Annotated in this window: 15 protein-coding genes; 8 read left to right on the top strand and 7 right to left on the bottom strand. The window is 40.6% G+C overall.

Annotation, left to right across the window (positions count from 1 at the left end):
* Positions 1-108 precede the first annotated feature (108 nt).
* Positions 109-678, top strand: coding sequence for a Uma2 family endonuclease (locus tag JUI58_RS03920; protein WP_204102436.1), 570 nt, complete (start codon positions 109-111; stop codon positions 676-678).
* A 68-nt stretch (positions 679-746) separates the two neighbouring features.
* Here the strand turns inward: JUI58_RS03920 and JUI58_RS03915 are convergent, their stop codons facing one another.
* Positions 747-3,035 carry an ABC transporter substrate-binding protein gene (locus JUI58_RS03915; RefSeq protein WP_204102435.1) on the bottom strand — a complete coding sequence of 763 codons (2,289 nt, stop codon included), beginning with the start codon at positions 3,033-3,035 and terminating at the stop codon, positions 747-749.
* 30 nt (positions 3,036-3,065) lie between these two features.
* On the bottom strand, positions 3,066-3,911 hold the full coding sequence (locus JUI58_RS03910) for an urease accessory protein UreD (RefSeq protein WP_204102434.1): 846 nt from the start codon (positions 3,909-3,911) through the stop codon (positions 3,066-3,068).
* Between the two features lie 139 nt (positions 3,912-4,050).
* Here JUI58_RS03910 and JUI58_RS03905 point away from each other — a divergent pair, with 139 nt between their 5' ends.
* The gene (locus JUI58_RS03905; RefSeq protein WP_204102439.1) at positions 4,051-4,428 is read left to right on the top strand and encodes a hypothetical protein; all 378 of its coding nucleotides are present in this window, start codon (positions 4,051-4,053) and stop codon (positions 4,426-4,428) included.
* A gap of 53 nt (positions 4,429-4,481) precedes the next feature.
* Here the strand turns inward: JUI58_RS03905 and JUI58_RS03900 are convergent, their stop codons facing one another.
* Positions 4,482-5,372 (bottom strand): ABC transporter permease, encoded by an 891-nt coding sequence (locus tag JUI58_RS03900; RefSeq protein ID WP_204102433.1) that lies wholly within the window; start codon positions 5,370-5,372, stop codon positions 4,482-4,484.
* Positions 5,373-5,612: 240 nt separating this feature from the next.
* Here JUI58_RS03900 and fmdA point away from each other — a divergent pair, with 240 nt between their 5' ends.
* From fmdA to queF, 4 genes are all read left to right on the top strand, one after another.
* Positions 5,613-6,812 carry a formamidase gene (fmdA, locus tag JUI58_RS03895; protein WP_204102432.1) on the top strand — a complete coding sequence of 400 codons (1,200 nt, stop codon included), beginning with the start codon at positions 5,613-5,615 and terminating at the stop codon, positions 6,810-6,812.
* A gap of 40 nt (positions 6,813-6,852) precedes the next feature.
* Positions 6,853-7,128: an FmdB family zinc ribbon protein gene (locus tag JUI58_RS03890; RefSeq protein ID WP_204102431.1), complete on the top strand. Its 276-nt coding sequence runs from the start codon at positions 6,853-6,855 to the stop codon at positions 7,126-7,128.
* 233 nt (positions 7,129-7,361) lie between these two features.
* Positions 7,362-7,691 carry a hypothetical protein gene (locus JUI58_RS03885; RefSeq protein WP_204102438.1) on the top strand — a complete coding sequence of 110 codons (330 nt, stop codon included), beginning with the start codon at positions 7,362-7,364 and terminating at the stop codon, positions 7,689-7,691.
* Between the two features lie 56 nt (positions 7,692-7,747).
* A complete protein-coding gene (queF, locus tag JUI58_RS03880) occupies positions 7,748-8,167 on the top strand; it encodes a preQ(1) synthase (RefSeq protein ID WP_204102437.1) in 420 nt (139 codons plus the stop codon).
* 53 nt (positions 8,168-8,220) lie between these two features.
* Here the strand turns inward: queF and JUI58_RS03875 are convergent, their stop codons facing one another.
* The 3 genes from JUI58_RS03875 to JUI58_RS03865 all read right to left on the bottom strand — a co-directional run bounded on the left by JUI58_RS03875 (position 8,221) and on the right by JUI58_RS03865 (position 11,823).
* Complete coding sequence (locus JUI58_RS03875; RefSeq protein WP_204102430.1) at positions 8,221-8,691, bottom strand: hypothetical protein; 471 nt, start codon at positions 8,689-8,691, stop codon at positions 8,221-8,223.
* 70 nt (positions 8,692-8,761) lie between these two features.
* Positions 8,762-10,228: a pitrilysin family protein gene (locus tag JUI58_RS03870; RefSeq protein ID WP_204102429.1), complete on the bottom strand. Its 1,467-nt coding sequence runs from the start codon at positions 10,226-10,228 to the stop codon at positions 8,762-8,764.
* Positions 10,229-10,275: 47 nt separating this feature from the next.
* Positions 10,276-11,823, bottom strand: coding sequence for a pitrilysin family protein (locus tag JUI58_RS03865; protein WP_204102428.1), 1,548 nt, complete (start codon positions 11,821-11,823; stop codon positions 10,276-10,278).
* 154 nt (positions 11,824-11,977) lie between these two features.
* Here JUI58_RS03865 and JUI58_RS03860 point away from each other — a divergent pair, with 154 nt between their 5' ends.
* Positions 11,978-13,654, top strand: coding sequence for a hypothetical protein (locus JUI58_RS03860; RefSeq protein WP_204102427.1), 1,677 nt, complete (start codon positions 11,978-11,980; stop codon positions 13,652-13,654).
* Positions 13,655-13,686: 32 nt separating this feature from the next.
* Positions 13,687-14,322 carry a class I SAM-dependent methyltransferase gene (locus tag JUI58_RS03855; RefSeq protein ID WP_204102426.1) on the top strand — a complete coding sequence of 212 codons (636 nt, stop codon included), beginning with the start codon at positions 13,687-13,689 and terminating at the stop codon, positions 14,320-14,322.
* Between the two features lie 251 nt (positions 14,323-14,573).
* Here JUI58_RS03855 and JUI58_RS03850 read toward each other — a convergent pair whose 3' ends face one another.
* The gene (locus JUI58_RS03850; RefSeq protein ID WP_204102425.1) at positions 14,574-15,731 is read right to left on the bottom strand and encodes an MltA domain-containing protein; all 1,158 of its coding nucleotides are present in this window, start codon (positions 15,729-15,731) and stop codon (positions 14,574-14,576) included.
* Between the last annotated feature and the right edge of the window lie 93 nt (positions 15,732-15,824).

The following is a 15,824-nucleotide window of genomic DNA, read 5'->3' as shown; positions in this document are numbered from 1 at the left end:
TGAGGGTTAGCCATTGATTTTAATCAATGGACATCGAACGCAACGGGTTTTAACCCGTCTTGTGTTACAATAATTTCATGTAAGTCTACAGCTATTTGGAAATCGAACATGGTTGTTACACATTCCATTGCCGCCGAAAGATTGACGTTAGAAGAGTTTTTACAACTTCCCGAGACCAAACCTGCAAGGGAATATATTGATGGAAAAATTGTTCAAAAACCCATGCCTCAAGGAGAACATAGTCGCATTCAAAGTCGCTTGTGTACAGAAGTCAATAAAGTTGGCGAATCTCAAAAATTAGCTTTAGCATTAACTGAAATTCGCTGTACTTTTGGACAACGTTCCGTTGTTCCCGATCTTGCGGTGTTTGCATGGGAGAGAATTCCACAGACAGAGACAGGAAGACTTGCTAATAAATTTACAATTGCTCCTGATTGGACGATTGAAATTTTGTCCCCAGACCAATCAACAACTAAAGTCATTGACAACATTCTATTTTGTCTTCAGCAAGGCACAAAACTCGGATGGTTGATTGATTCTGAAGAAGAATCGGTGATGATTTTTAAACCGAATTGCCTGCCGGAAATTAAGTCTGGTGAAGAAATGTTACCGGCGATCGCTTGTTTGGCAGATTGGCAATTATCCTCACGAGAAATATTTGCTTGGCTGATGTTTTAATTGCTGTCTCCAATTACCCATTGTTCGATTGATAAATGAGGAATGCTTGAAGTGCGATCGCTTTTCATCTAAGCATAGATCGAATACCAAACAAAACAACCGATTAGCCAAATTATGGGGAAAGCAATTTTTCCAAATTGAACGAGTTGGAATTGTTGAACTCCTGTTGCTTGAAATCTCCTACTATTCCCTAAAATAACTATGAATAATTGCAAACCAATCAAAAAATACAGCAAATAAAAAGCATAGTCAAGGGCGACAACATAACCAACACCATCGGGTAGTGAGTCCAATAAGCTGAGATGGTAAAAAACTACCGCTAATAGTACACCACCGATCGCTTCCACAGAAATATCATCAAAAGGCAAAAACATCAGAGAGTATGTTACAAAAGTAAAAAACCATAAAGGTAATAAATTTTTCAGGATAAAACTGATGATATCTCTCGCAATTTCGATCTCTACATTAAACTGAGAATATTCAAACTGTGAGTTAGTATCCAGTAAATACTCATAGCCTAAAGTTGATTCATCGATATCAGTATTTTGATAAAAAATAGCATTTTGGACGTGCCAATCCGTAATCGTTCCAAACACATCATTTTCCTGAAAGTTTTTCAGAATTTCATTCTTTTTTGTATCGCGCATCCCAGCCAAATCTAGGACATAAATAATTCGATTTCGCGTTAAATTCTTATGTTGAAATTTGACGGATAAGATTTGGCGATCGAAAGGATAGTTATGAAAATCAAATTTGTCATAGAAATCAGCCTTCAGTTGAAAAAGAGAATGAGTAATTCCATCATTTTTGTTAACCTCTATCGGTTCATTCAGTGTTAATGTTTCTCCAGAATCTAATCGATTTGTATCATAATTGAGAAATACTATATTTTCGGGATTAATATTTACTTCCCTATATTTAAACCAAAGATAAAAATCGATCAAATAAGATGAAGTCTTCTCGTCAATATTATAAATTTCATTAACATCAATACCTGTATAAATGATATTAGTTTTTTGGAAATATTGTCCATTAACTTGAAATATTTCTCCATTATTTAATTGTCTTTCTAGATTATAAACATGATTAATATTGTCAATGGGAGAAAGTTGAATAAAGTCAGAAATAAAATTTCTGCGATTAAAAATCCCCATCAAAATAGGTGCAGAAGTATTTCCTTTTTCATCAAAGTAAAATTTTCTTGTAATCCCTTGAATTGCCGTATCGGGAGAGTTAATTTGTGCTAATCCTTGACGAATTAGCTCGCGATCGCGTTTACTATTTTGTCCTGTAAAAACATTTTGAGGTAAATCTTTTTGTTGCTCTAAGATATTTTGCATTGCTTGAATAATAGCATGAGCCGCATCATAATAAAGAGTAGCAACCCATCCCGGTTCGTAGTTATAGCGTTGATAAAACTCATTTTTAAAGTTTTGCGCCTTGCTATCAGCAATATCAAAAATAACTGGAGTAATAGAGTGAATTCCATTGGTAAAAAACCCTATTTTTTCTCGTTCTTGAGGAGTTTCAGCAAACTGCATTGGAAAAGAAGAGTTGGCAAGAGAGTCACCACCAAAGATCGGATAATCTAACCCATTTAGTTTTATAATGGGAATAATACCGGTAGCTGTAACACTCTGGGTTGTAATAATAATAGCATCAGGATTCTGGCCTCCTTCTTTCAATCTCAGTAAATCTTGAATAATGCGTTTAGATGCTTTTTCAATATTCTCATTACGATCAATTTTTTGTTCGCCTACCAATTGGCGATCGAATGAATTTAGTCTAGTTTTAATTGCTTTTGTTAAGGTCAAACTATAAGGATCATCTTCTTCATAAATCAGATAAATATTCTTCGCGGCAACAACATACTCAAGATAGTTCGCAAGAAATTGCCCTTGCTCTGTGTTATTGAAGGTAGTACGAAAATACCATTTACTATTGGTGATCTCATCTGCAGTTGCACTTCCACTAATTGCAGGAATTCCATATTTCTGATAAATTTTCCCGGCTTCTAAAGAATTTTTGCTTGTAGAATGTCCAAGTACGGCAATAGCAGAAGAGTTGACAATTTCTTGCGCGGTAACTTCTGGATCGAGTCGATCGTCATGAATTTCTAATAGCAGTTGTTTTCCATTCACTCCTCCTGCTGCATTAATTTTATCGACATATAGTTGAACACCGTCAACCATTCGTCCTCCTGTAAAATTTTCAGCCCTCTCCTGTGTGGAAACAGTGATCGCGATCGTAATTGTTTCTTGTTTAAAGAGGTTGGGTAAAAATTGCAGGGCAATAATACCTATCAAAGCGAGTAGAAACAATATCTCGAAATAGTTCTTTTTTGTCCAGTTTTTCATTACGTTTCAAAATTCCTTTATGATGTTATTTTACAGCCAAACTCTAGGGGCGATCGCCTTCTCTCCAAAATCGGATTGACGGTAAAATTGCCAAGTTTGTATAAACCAGTTTTTTACCTCAGTCACTGATGTCCCACGATAGCGACAAAGCAAGCCATTTCCTTGCATTTGCGTTACTCCTGCTTCTCCTTGTCTTTGATTATTTGTCCAGAGTTGATTCACGGAAACAATTGCCTTTTCTATCTCTAAATCTCCAAACCAAATTAAATGACCCACAACCGGATATCCTCCTAAACTATGGGGGTGGGTGTAAGTTTCTTCACATCCTGGCAACCATTGGCGATCGCACCACAGTAACTTATTATTGCGCCAAATTTCTAAATGCGATCGCCATTCTCCTCGTATAAATTTCTCTCCTCTTGCACTACGTCCAAAACGCAAGATTTCCCAACCGAAAAACCCAGCATGATCTGCCAATTCTACCCGCATTTCTTGCCGATAAATCGCACCATTAAAAACGATCATACTTTGCGGCATCCATTCTAAAAAGGCTCGATCTTCTACTCGGGCGGTGATAATTTGCTGCCCTTGTTTACCGTTGCTGCCGTAAATTTTTGCTGCGGCTGCCGTTGTGATTAAAACTCGACTTTTAGGATTTAATTGGAGAGATTGAATGAGGCGATCGCCCCCCACAATTCCTCCTGCTGTATGTAAGGAAACTGTATGACAAATGTGCTTTCCTTCAGGATAAAAAGGTCGCTGTACCTTTAAAGGGGCTTGATTAAAAGCACGCAGAATTTGTGTAGAACCGCCTTTGTTTTCATAAACTAATTCTAGGCGACCTTGCCAACTTGAATTTTGTGGAAGTGCAATCATTAAATTCTAAAAATCAAATGGTGAAGAGTTTTTATTGTCCTGGGGGATCACCTTGAGATCAAGAAAAGTCATTCCGCAGTCTGTTACAATTACTTAAAAGTAATTTCAACATTTTTTAACTTTATTGCTTGGTTCGATGATCTTAAACGAACTGCTACCCTTTCGGATTGAAATCGATACAGCCTTAATTGCAGGCTCTTCCTTGTGGTCTTTAGCCTTGTATTTGGGGTTAGCTTCCCTACGAGAATGGTTTGTGGAAATGTTCGATCGCTGGTTTAATTTTGCTGATCGTTCCCTTTATTTGTCTGCCGAGGAGTTCGAGCGTACTCGTCCGGCACGAGAATCTCAAAACGCTTTTTATGCGTCAATTTTTGCGATTTTTCCTTTCTTACTCGTTGGGTTCTTGTGCGATTATGGCATGAAGTTGAGTTTAGGTCATAGTTGGGCAATTAGTGTTGGGATTTTGGGCTGTTTCTGTTGTGGTATTTTTGAGTTAGGAAGACGTAATGAATTATAAGTGATTAATTTTTCTCATTACCCGATCTTTTTCTCATTCTTTCTTCCTTGAAATCATGCTAAACGACGTTGTAATAAAGGTTGAATCGCAGTCAAAACAATTGCATCAAATATTAACAGTACGAGTAATACCGTGGCAAAATTCATTGATCCCCAAGGTGCATTCATGACAATACTATCAAGTCCCCAAGTGTCATTCAAATAGAGATAGCGAATGGGTTCGATCGCATAGGTTAAAGGATTTAAAGAGGCTATCCACTGCAACCAATTGGCCATAAAAGAAAGGGGTGCAAGGGCGGTACTGGCAAATAGTAAAGGTAAATTGGTGACAAAGATAACAGCGATGAGTTCAATATGTCCAGGAAGAGCAAAACTCAAACTCAAACTTAATGCAGTTACTCCCACAACAATGAGAAAAACGATCGCGGCGATCGCCCCCAAACCCGCAATACTTGGTAAACCTGCACCAATCAAAGCACTAGCCACAATGATCGCTACAGTTTGTAGAAAAGCAAGGCTGATAATGTATAAAGTAGAAGCTGCAACAATGGAATAACGGGAAGCGAGAGGGGCAACTAAAAGGCGATTGAGAAATCCAAACTCGCGATCGAACATGACCGGTAAACCTGCATTTAATGCCCCAGAAAAAGCCGTAAAAACAATCACTCCAGGGGCGAGAAATTTGCCGTAACTAATATCTGTACCTAAAAATCCTTGAGGAGCATTGTAGAATAATGCCCCGAATAAAATCAACCACATTAATGGCTGTACAATTCCCGCCATGAGGGTACTGGGACGGCGCTTAAGTTGAATAAAAAGACGTTTGGTTAAAGCCAGGGTTTCTTGGCTAAATTCCCCGAGGGGATTGCTATTTTCTTCTATTTGCCCCGGAGAGGCGTTGGGTGCTAAGTTTTTGAGTTGTTCTGGTGTAATAGATTGAGTCATTTTCTTTTTCTAAAAAAGAGTATCTTTGTAGCAATTGTTACGTTTAGGTAATCCATGAATCAGTCAGGATATAAAATGAAATCCCACCTTAGTCTAAAAACGAGATTGTCTTGACTGAGAACGCTTAAAATTGCGATCGCTGGATTTTAATCTTGTTAAGTCAAGTTAATTTGTCAAGCATTTTTATTTTAACTTAACAAGATGCAACATGATGAAAACAAAATTTATTACTAGAAAACCATGCCAGAAACACTTTTCAAAGTCGATCTCTCGAAATCTATGTCAGAACAAGAGATCGTAGGTCATAATCGATGGCATCCAGATATCCCCGCGATCGCTTCGGTAAACCCTGGGGATATCTTCCGCATTGAGTGCAAAGATTGGACCGATGGACAGATCAAAAATAATGACGATCCCAACGATGTTCGCGATGTAGACCTCACTGTAGTTCATGTTCTTAGCGGTCCTATCCATGTTAACGGCGCTCAACCTGGAGATATTCTTGTGGTTGACTTGTTAGATATTGGGGCATTACCAGGGGACGAATGGGGCTTTACGGGCATCTTTGCCCAGGAAAATGGCGGCGGTTTTCTCACGGATCATTTTCCCAATGCCGCTAAAGCCTGTTGGGATTTGCAAGGGATTTATGCGAGTTCTCGGCATATTCCTGGGGTGCGTTTTGCGGGCATTACTCACCCTGGTCTCATTGGTTGCGCTCCCTCGCAAAAACTACTGGAAACATGGAACGCGCGAGAACGGGCATTAGTGGAGAAAGGAGCAAACGATGGATTGCCTGTGTGGAAACCGAAAATGACCCCTTATGCAGCCCTACCTAATCCAGAAAATGCGATTTTAGGGACGTTAAAAGGGGCAGACTTCGATCGCGTAGCGGGGGAAGCAGCAAGGACAGTACCGCCGCGAGAACATGGGGGAAATTGCGATATTAAGAACCTCTCTAAAGGCTCCCGCATTTATTTTCCCGTCTATGTTGATGGGGCAAAATTATCTATGGGAGATATTCATTTTTCTCAAGGAGATGGGGAAATTTCCTTCTGCGGTGCGATCGAAATGTCGGGTTATATCGATCTTCATGTCGATATTATTAAAGGTGGGATGGAAAAATACAGCATGATTAACCCCATTTTTAAACCCGGTCCAGTGGAACCACATTACTCAGAATATTTGATTTTTGAAGGTATTTCTGTTGATGAGTTTACCGGAGAACAATACTATCTTGATGCTCATGTTGCCTATCGTCGCGCTTGTCTCAATGCGATCGAATATCTCAAGAAATTTGGCTTTACGGGGGAACAGGCTTATTTATTATTAAGTTGCGCTCCTGTTGAGGGTCGAATTAGCGGTATTGTTGATATTCCCAATGCTTGTTGTACTTTAGCTTTGCCGACCTCTATTTTCGAGCAGGATATTCTCCCTCATTAAAACAGGAGAAACTAGGAATTACCCATTATCTAGAAAACCAATGCCTTTGTATGAATTTCGATGCGATCCTTGTGGTGAATTTGAAGCATTACGAGCCTTAGCTGAGTTTGATAATCCGATGTATTGTCCCACTTGTAATGCGATCGCCCAGCGCATCTTTTGCGCCCCTAATATCAATCTTAATGCGGGGAGTTTGCCGCGATCGCCCCAAGAACCTCGCCTTGTTAAACAAAAAAGTTCTCCCGCATCTCCAAGATACCAAAGTATTAAAAACGGACGGCCTTGGGCGATCGCTCATTCTTCCGAGAGACTGTAAAAATTGTTAGATTGTTTGAGAGGGTTAGTAATGGAGATACTACTCTCTCTTTTTGTGCAAAAAATTAGATAGGCTCTCTTCTTGTATCACTAAAACAAGAAAAATGCTAAGAAGGCGATCGCCTCTCCCACCTCTTGACCTTTTAGGGCTTCTAGACGTTACAATTAAGGAGTTGAATTGACAAGACAAGAGAGGGAATCTTGAATATTGTTCAAAAAGCCTTCTATTTTGGCATGGGTGTGGCTTCCTACGCTGGCGAAAAAGCAGGAGAACAGTTACAACAGTTGCAAGTTCAGGCTCAAAAACTAGCAGATGAAATGGTACAGCGCGGCGAACTCAGCGCTGAGGAAGCCAATAAGTTTGTAGACGATCTGGTTAAAAAGGCACAGCAACCTGTTGTGGAAGAAGAAACACCCCCAAAACAGAAAGAACCTCGACGCATCGAGATTTCTGAGGAGGGAGAATCTTCTTCAGAGGATAGCAAACAAACAGAAGATGCAGACCGTTTACGCAGTCAAGTGGAAGCATTAAAAGAAGAACTCAATAGATTACAAAAAGAATAGATTTTTTCTGAAATTTAAAACTAGGAACTAAACTATTAACTATCAATAAATTGAACATGAGTCAAAGCGATCGCATTGCTTCTCCAGATACTTTCTCAGAGGTGAAATATGGGGAAAGATTAATCGCTGAAGGAGAATTAATTACTTTTCCCAATCCTCGCATTGGGCGAAAATACGATATCCAGATTACTTTACCGGAATTTACTTGTAAATGTCCCTTTTCTGGCTATCCTGATTTTGCTACAATTTATCTAACCTACTCTCCCAATCTGCGGGTAGTAGAACTCAAAACATTAAAACTATATATCAATAGTTACCGCGATCGCTATATTTCCCATGAGGAATCGGTGAATCAAATTTTAGATGATTTTGTAGCAGCTTGCGATCCCTTAGCTGTGACGGTTAAGGGTGATTTTACCCCCCGAGGAAATGTCCATACTGTCATTGAAGTACAACATCAAAAAGAAGGTTCTTAACTCTTAATATGGCGATCGCCTGTTACTTTGGCGATCGCCGGAATCAATTAACTTTAAGTGCGATCGCAATAACGATTAAGTTCTGTTACCAAGCGATCTTCAACCTCGGTAGCAACTTGTAAACTATCAAGGGCAGCAAAGGCATCTTCCCGGTTCTCTGCTATAAAAGCCTCGATAAAGCGTCTCGTCATGAGGCTGGTTTGCTGATACATGGCGATAAGTTCTTGACTATATCCATTCAAAGTATCATCATTTAAGGATAAATCCGCCATCTTATTAGCTGTTTCATCAATTAAATTGGCAGTCGTTAAAAGTGCTTGGAGTTCATCTTCGCCTTCCTCTGGAGTTGCTGACTGTGTTGCTGTTACGGCTTCATTGGCAATATTAATAATGAGATCGCATTGAGTTGCTTTGGTATTTTGTGCGAAGGCGATCGAGGGTATCAAAGTTGTCAAAGAAACATAACTTAAGGTAAAGATACCAGCATAAATCGCAAGATTTGAAATTGTCTTTTTGATTTCCATTTTGATCGGGGATGAAAAAGGGGCATCGCGGTTATGAGTAATGATTAATTGCTCATAACCTTGGCTCGATTTAACTTTTTTGAGAAGAGGGAATGGTAATATCAACGATCTTGACATTATCATCTAAATTGCTCAAAGGCGGTTGAATATCTGCTGAATTGCCAACCACTAAAGTTGTGAGGCGATCGGGATAGAGATATTTTTGAGCCACCCGTTGCACATCTTCAATAGTCGTGGCTTTAATTCCTCGTTGGTATTGGAAAATATAATCCGGAGGATAGCCATAAAATTCATAACGCATTAAGCGTTGAATCGTTTGGCCGGGTTCTTGAAAGTTGAAAACAAAAGAGTTAAGAATAGACTCTTTCGCATAGTCTAACTCTTCTTGCGAAATGGGGGAAGTACGCAGGACTTCAATTTCTTTAAAAATGGCTTGAATAAACGGCACAGTTGCATCCGATCGCGTTTGTCCTCCCGCAATAAACATTCCTGGATAATCGTATTGAGGACTCCAAAAACCATAGACTGAATAAGCCAACCCTTGACGCGATCGCACTTCATTAAATAAGCGCCCACCAAATCCATTTAAAACCCCATTTAAGACACTCAAAGCAGGATAATCAGGATTTTTTAAGACTCCTCCCAAATGACCGATCTGAATGTAACTTTGGGTCAGTTGGGGTTGCTCAATAAAAAAAGTACCGCTTTTTTGTCGATCGGAAATATTAGGAATAGGTGGCAATGGATCGGTGGCTTTCGGTTGCCAACGTCCAAATTTTTCCGCAATTAAGGCTTTCATGCGATCGCGATCGAAGTCCCCAATAATTCCTAACAACATTTGCTCTGGACGGAAAGAGCGATGATAAAAATCAATCAGATCTTGTCGAGAAATATTATCGAGATATTCGTATTCTATTGTACGAGCGTAAGGACTTTTATCGCCGTAAATCAGCTTAGAAAATTCTCGACTGGCAATATTATCGGGATCGTCATTTCGCCGAGCAATTCCCCCTTCAATCTGCTTTTTTGCTAACTCAAATTGTGCAGTATCGAAGGCAGGTTCTTGAATCACTTCAGCAAAGAGACTAAAAACTTGTTCTAAATCTTCACTGAGAGTATTAAACCCTGCACTTCCTGAAGTTTCGCCAATACCTGTTTCTACAGAAGCAGCAAGACTTTCTAGGGTTTCGTTTAATTCATTGGGAGGATGTTTCTGGGTTCCTCCACTCCGCATTACTGCCCCAGTGAGTCCGGCTAAACCGATTTTATCGGTAGGTTCTAAACGAGAACCAGTTTTAAATAAAGCTGTTCCTCCCACAAGAGGTAATTCTCGATCTTGGACGAGGTAAACGACAATACCATTATCGAGTTGATAGCGATCGTAGTCAGGAAGTTGAACTTCTGAAAGCGGGGGAAATTCCAGTTCGTCATAATGTTTTGGAGTTGCAGCCGTCACCGATCGCGCCGAAAATGCAATCAAAAGTAACGTACTTAAAAACAATCCCAACCACTTGAAATAGTTTTGTGTTTTTTTCATTCTTGTTTTAGGGAGTAGGGAATCAAAGAACAATTTCATTTCAGCATTCATTCTTCATCTGTTAACAGTCGTCCAATGGTTTTATTTTCTGAGGTAAATGTTGCCTTGGCAACCCGTAAAATATCCTCGGCAGTTACGGCTCCAATTTTATTCAATTGCTCGAATAAATTGCGCCAAGTTCCTGTTTTTGCTTGATATTCGACGAGGTAATAAGCCATCCCTTGATTAGAATCTAAAGTATAAAGAACATCGGCACGTGCCTGAGTTTTAACCCGTTCTAATTCCTCCAAGGTCACGGGTTCTGTTTTTAAACGTTCGATTTCTCGATCTAAGGCAGCTTCTACTTCTTCTAAAGTGTGACCGGGAGCCGTGGTCGCATATAACACCATTAAGTTAGGATACTTATCTCCCGGAAATCCCGTAAACCCTGATGCACTGAGAGCAATTTGCTGTTCTTCGACTAAAGATTTATAAAGGCGAGATGTGCGACCGTTGCTCAAAATTGCCACGATCGCATCGTAAACAGCGCTATCGGGATGGTTGAGGGAAGGACGGTGAAAGCCTTCTAGGTAAATGGGTTCAGACTTGAGTTTTAAGGACACTTCGCGGGTTTCTCGTTGCGGAGGTTCTACCAGATTGACTTCTGGAGGGGTAGGTTTCGCTGAGTAGCGGCTAAAATAAGTTTGCGCCAGTTCTCGGACGCGATCGGGATAGACATCTCCGACGATGGCCACGGTAATATTATTAGGCACATAATAGATATCGAAAAATTTCCTCACATCCTCCGGCGTTAAATTACGAATATCTTTGTTGTAGCCAATGATGGGACGTTTGTAGGGGTGAACGGTGAAAGCCGCATCTTGAAAGGCTTCAACCAACTGCCCAATGGGGGAATTATCGGTACGCCACCGCCGTTCCTCGAGAATGACATCTTGTTCTTTGAAGAATTCGCGAAAGACGGGATCGAGAAAGCGTTCCGACTCGAGGGACATCCAAAGTTCGAGTTTATTGGCGGGCAAACTATAGCTATAAACGGTGAAATCGATTGAAGTTGCTGCATTTAAGCCTTGTCCCCCTGCTTGTTCGACGATTTGACCGAATTGATTTTTAATGCTGAGATCGTCAGCCTGTTTTTGCACTTCGAGGAATTCAGCTTCCAGTTTTTTGGCTTCTTCGGTGCGATCGCCGGCGATCGCCGCTTTTTTTTCAGCAACCAGTTCATCGAGGCGATCGAGGAGAGATTTTTCGGTTTTGTAGTCTCGAGTCCCGATGCGACTGGTGCCTTTAAAGGCAAGGTGTTCGAGAAAATGAGCAACCCCTGTTTGTCCATCAGGTTCGTCAACCCCTCCCACATCAGCATAGGTAGCAAAGGAAATAACTGGGGCTTCGTGACGTTCCAAAACAATGAATTTCAAGCCATTGTCCAAGGTAAATTCCGTCACCTTTTCGATCGCGCGATCGAGATAGGGTTGTAGGTTAGCTTGAGAAGCCGAGGTCGTCCGTTGGGCGAAAGCACGGCTGGGAAGCAAACTCCAAGCCAGAACCGCAATACAGAAGTAACAAAAGAGTTTTTGCCAAAGCGCTAGTCGTTTCATTAGTGACAGTTACAAAGAGCGAGCATGAAAAATTTCTACATCCTTCATCCAAAATAGCTTTTTTTGACAAAGGTTGCAGAATCACCTCGATCGCGCGATCGCAGAAGGGAAAAAAATGAGATAATCGAGCCAAAGTTAAGTCTGTACCTCTGTAATGAAAACTTTTCTCCCACAACCCAATCTCAAGCTGGCTCTCCTCAAGGTGGCAACGGTCTTATTGGTGTTGTTAACAATTGGTTTCTCGACTGTTGGTGATTATGGTGTCTGCTGGGATGCAGGGACGGAAATTTCTACGGTGAAGTATAATTACGAACTGGTTACTCAAGGTCGAGAAATTCCCAAAGATTTAAAATACTATGGCATTGTTTTTAATGTTACCAGCGAAATTGCTTTTCAAATTAAAGAATATGCAACCAAAGGACTATCCCACAATCCTTTAGAAGCACAGGCGATCGAGGAAGGTGATCCAGGCATGGCTCAAGCGATTTACGAACGATTAAAAGTTAAGCATCCGGTTACTTTTTTGGTGGCCATGATTGCTTATCTTTGTGTTGCTGCGATCGTTGGTATTCTTGTTGGTATTGATTATGCTTGGTTTGCTCCCATTGTTTTAGCTTTATTTCCTGGTTTTTGGGGGCATGGCTTTTTTAATCCTAAAGATATTCCTTTTGCTGCCATGTTTACTTTAGGAACATTAATGGGCGCATTTTTAGTCAATTTTTATTTGCAAAGGAAGGAATGGGAACTCAAATTAGGATGGAATAAAATTACTCTTTATTCTATCTTGTATGGAATTTTAGTGGGTTTAGTAACAGGAACGCGAATTGGTGGATTTTTCTTACTATTTTTTATTGTTCTGGCTCATTGTTTGACACGATTCAATTTGGGTCAGATTTGGCGAGATATTCCTCGTTATTGGCTTTTTTATCTTCTCATTGGTATTGCTTGGATGGGGACAACAACTCTAGTTTATCCGGCTTCCTGGTCGAATCCTGTTGGCTGGTTTCTCGATACGCTTCACTATACTTCTAATCATGCTTGGCCGGGGGTTAATTTATTTGCAGGAGTGGAGATTAAACCCAGTGAAAATCCTTGGTATTATTTGCCTTTATGGTTCTTTCTTTCTAATCCTTTTATCTGGATTATTTCTCTCTTTCTCGGTCTGATTTTTATTGCTCAAAACTATCGGGCTTTTACTAATTTACAACGTGCTTGTATTGTTTTAGTATTACTCCAAGTTTTCTTTTCCCCTCTCGTGGCAATTATTTTACACGCAAACATTTACTCGGGAATGCGTCAATTTCTTTTTATTATTCCAGGGGTTGCGGCTATTGCTGCTGCAACTCTCAGTTGGATTTATCAAAAAATCTGGCAAAACCTGGGGAAATTATTCGCGATCGCCTTATTCATTGTTTTAATTAGTCCCATTATTTTTGATACAATTACGCTACATCCCTACCAATATCTTTATTTTAGTCGCATATCGGGGGGCTTGAGTCATGCTCGTGGAAACTTTGATACAGACTACTGGGGATTAACTTTGCGAGAAGGGACGGAATGGGTTAACGAAAATGCCGAGGCTAACTCTACCCTTTCCCTTGGTGGTGCAACTTATATCGGACAAATGTTTGCCAAACCCGATCTTAAAGTTTTAGATATAGAATCAGATCTAGGTTATGGTTTAAAAGGTCGTCCCGATTACTATGTTGCCATGCCTTATATCGAATTTCAGGATTTATTTCCCGAATGTCCGATCGTTCATAATGTTGCCAGGCAAGGTGTTCCGATTACAATTATCAGAAATTGCCGACAAGCAACAAAATCTCCATAAATTTTATTTTTTAATCAAACTAAATTCAAAAAATGCCAGAAATTCAACAGAAATATGAAAGCCAAAATCAATTACAAACGTTCTCTGAAGACGATCCTTTTACAGTAGAACGATACGAACAATTTTGTCGATTTTTCCCCCAAAATGTACAGCGTGTTTTAGATGTTGGCTGCAATACTGGTCGGGGAGGAGAACGTTTAAAAACTCTCAACCCTGCTTTGGAAATTTTTGGCCTCGACTGCGTTCAAAACAGATTAAATGCCTTACCCGATGCCTATACGGGAAAAATTTATGGATTATCGAATGATATCCCTCAAGACGATGAATCTTTTGATGCTATTGTTGCAGGAGAATTTCTCGAACATTTATACCCGAGTGATGTCGATCGAACTCTTTGTGAATTTCAAAGAATCTTGAAAATAAAGGGACGTTTATTATTAACTACACCTCATCCCCATTATCTCAAAAATAAATTAACGGGTGGAACAGTTTATGGAGTCAGTCATTTGACCCAGCATTTTCCCCAAATTCTTAAATTACGCTTACAAATGCACGGATTTTCTGGCGTGAAAATATTGGGTTCTGGGAAATTATCTCGCTATCTCGGCTACTATTTTCCTCTCAAATTTGTTTATGGTAGTTATTTGATTTTTGGGGATAAATATTGACAATTCTCTGAGATCAATTTAAGTTTTTTTTGTTCTGCAAAGATTTATTGCGATCGCCAAATCTTGGTAGATTTTGTGATATTTTCTAGACAACTAAAATCCTGCTATCTAGAGGAGAGGAAAAATGTTTGGGAATATAAAAGCTATTCATCTTAACATTTTTGTTTTTACCATTAGGCGCGATCGCAGAGTCAGGAGAGACTGATTTTTTCTTCCTGTCAGAGCGATCGCGCGGTCATAGATAAAGATAGTTATTCTTTTAACATCAGGTAATACAATGCACCCCGATAACCCATAACACCAGCCCTCGAACCCGCAACTTCTCCGGTTCCCATGAAAACATCCACGCGACCCGGGGTTTTAATGGCACTTCCCGCATCTTGATCCAAAACATAACGACTGACCCGAGGTGTTTGCATCCGTCCTTGACTATCGGGGATGGGAATTTGCGTGTCAATCAATGCTAATGCACCTGGGGGCATTAAATCCTTATCCGTGGCAATGGTGCGATCGGCAGTGACGGGAACACTTAAACTTCCCGATGCTTGTGCGCCCTGGGTGTCTCGGAAGAAAATAAAACGGTTGTTCTGAGGAATATAGCGATCGAGCAAATAGGGACGCTGACGAAAGAGGTTAATCATTTTCGGCAAGGTAAAGCCATCGCGAGGGTGCAACCCATCCCGAATCATCGCTTGTCCGACACTGAAGTAAGGATAATTCGTACTGCCGCTATAGCCCACCGTCATGGTACCACCATCGGCTAATTTGAGCTTGGCAGAGCCTTGAATTTGGACGAGGAAGGCTTCAAGGCGATCGCGCAACCAAACCAATTCTGAACCCCGCAAGATGCTATTTTTTCCAGTACCGTCGGTTCCCTCGAGTTGGGCGCGACTGGGTTGAGGAGTGCGCCATTGCTCTAAGTTTCCAGGACGGCGATAGAGGGGATAGCGATATTCTTCCGTGGGGGTGCGGCTGGCTTGATAAATGGGTTCGTAATAGCCCGTAAAATAGACTGTACCGCGATTGTCCTGCCCAGTGGAGCGATAAAAGACAAATTCTTGCTTAACAGCAGCTTGCAGTTCTTGGGGACTGGCGGCCTGCTGTACCAGTTGACGGAAGCGGAGGAGGGAACGAAGGACGCGATCGCGGGTAATCCAACGAACAGGATAATTTCTGTAAACTTCTGCGGCTTTAGGGGTGTTTAAATAGCGCAAGCTATTATCAATGGATTGTAGAAGAGCATCTTTATCCCCTGCACCTCGAAAACTGCGCCAGAGTTGCTCGTCATAGCCTAAAGAAGAATTATTCTGAGGATTAGACCATTCGAGAGGTTGGGCTTCCGCCTCTAAATGAGGGGTGGTAAATGCTAATCCAAGTCCGAGGGAGAGTAGAGCAAATGTTCTTTTCATCAGAAAAATTGGGTAGAAACCCCGTCCTTATAGGACGGCTTTACATTGAATAAACGTAACCATCTTTTTTGTGAATTGTCTGGCAATATTTGT

This window comes from Spirulina sp. CCY15215 (assembly GCF_016888125.1).
In the GTDB taxonomy this organism is placed as follows: Bacteria; Cyanobacteriota; Cyanobacteriia; order Cyanobacteriales; family Spirulinaceae; genus CCY15215.
Note: the sequence above shows the minus strand (reverse complement) of the source record. Positions and strands in the feature narration are given on the sequence as shown.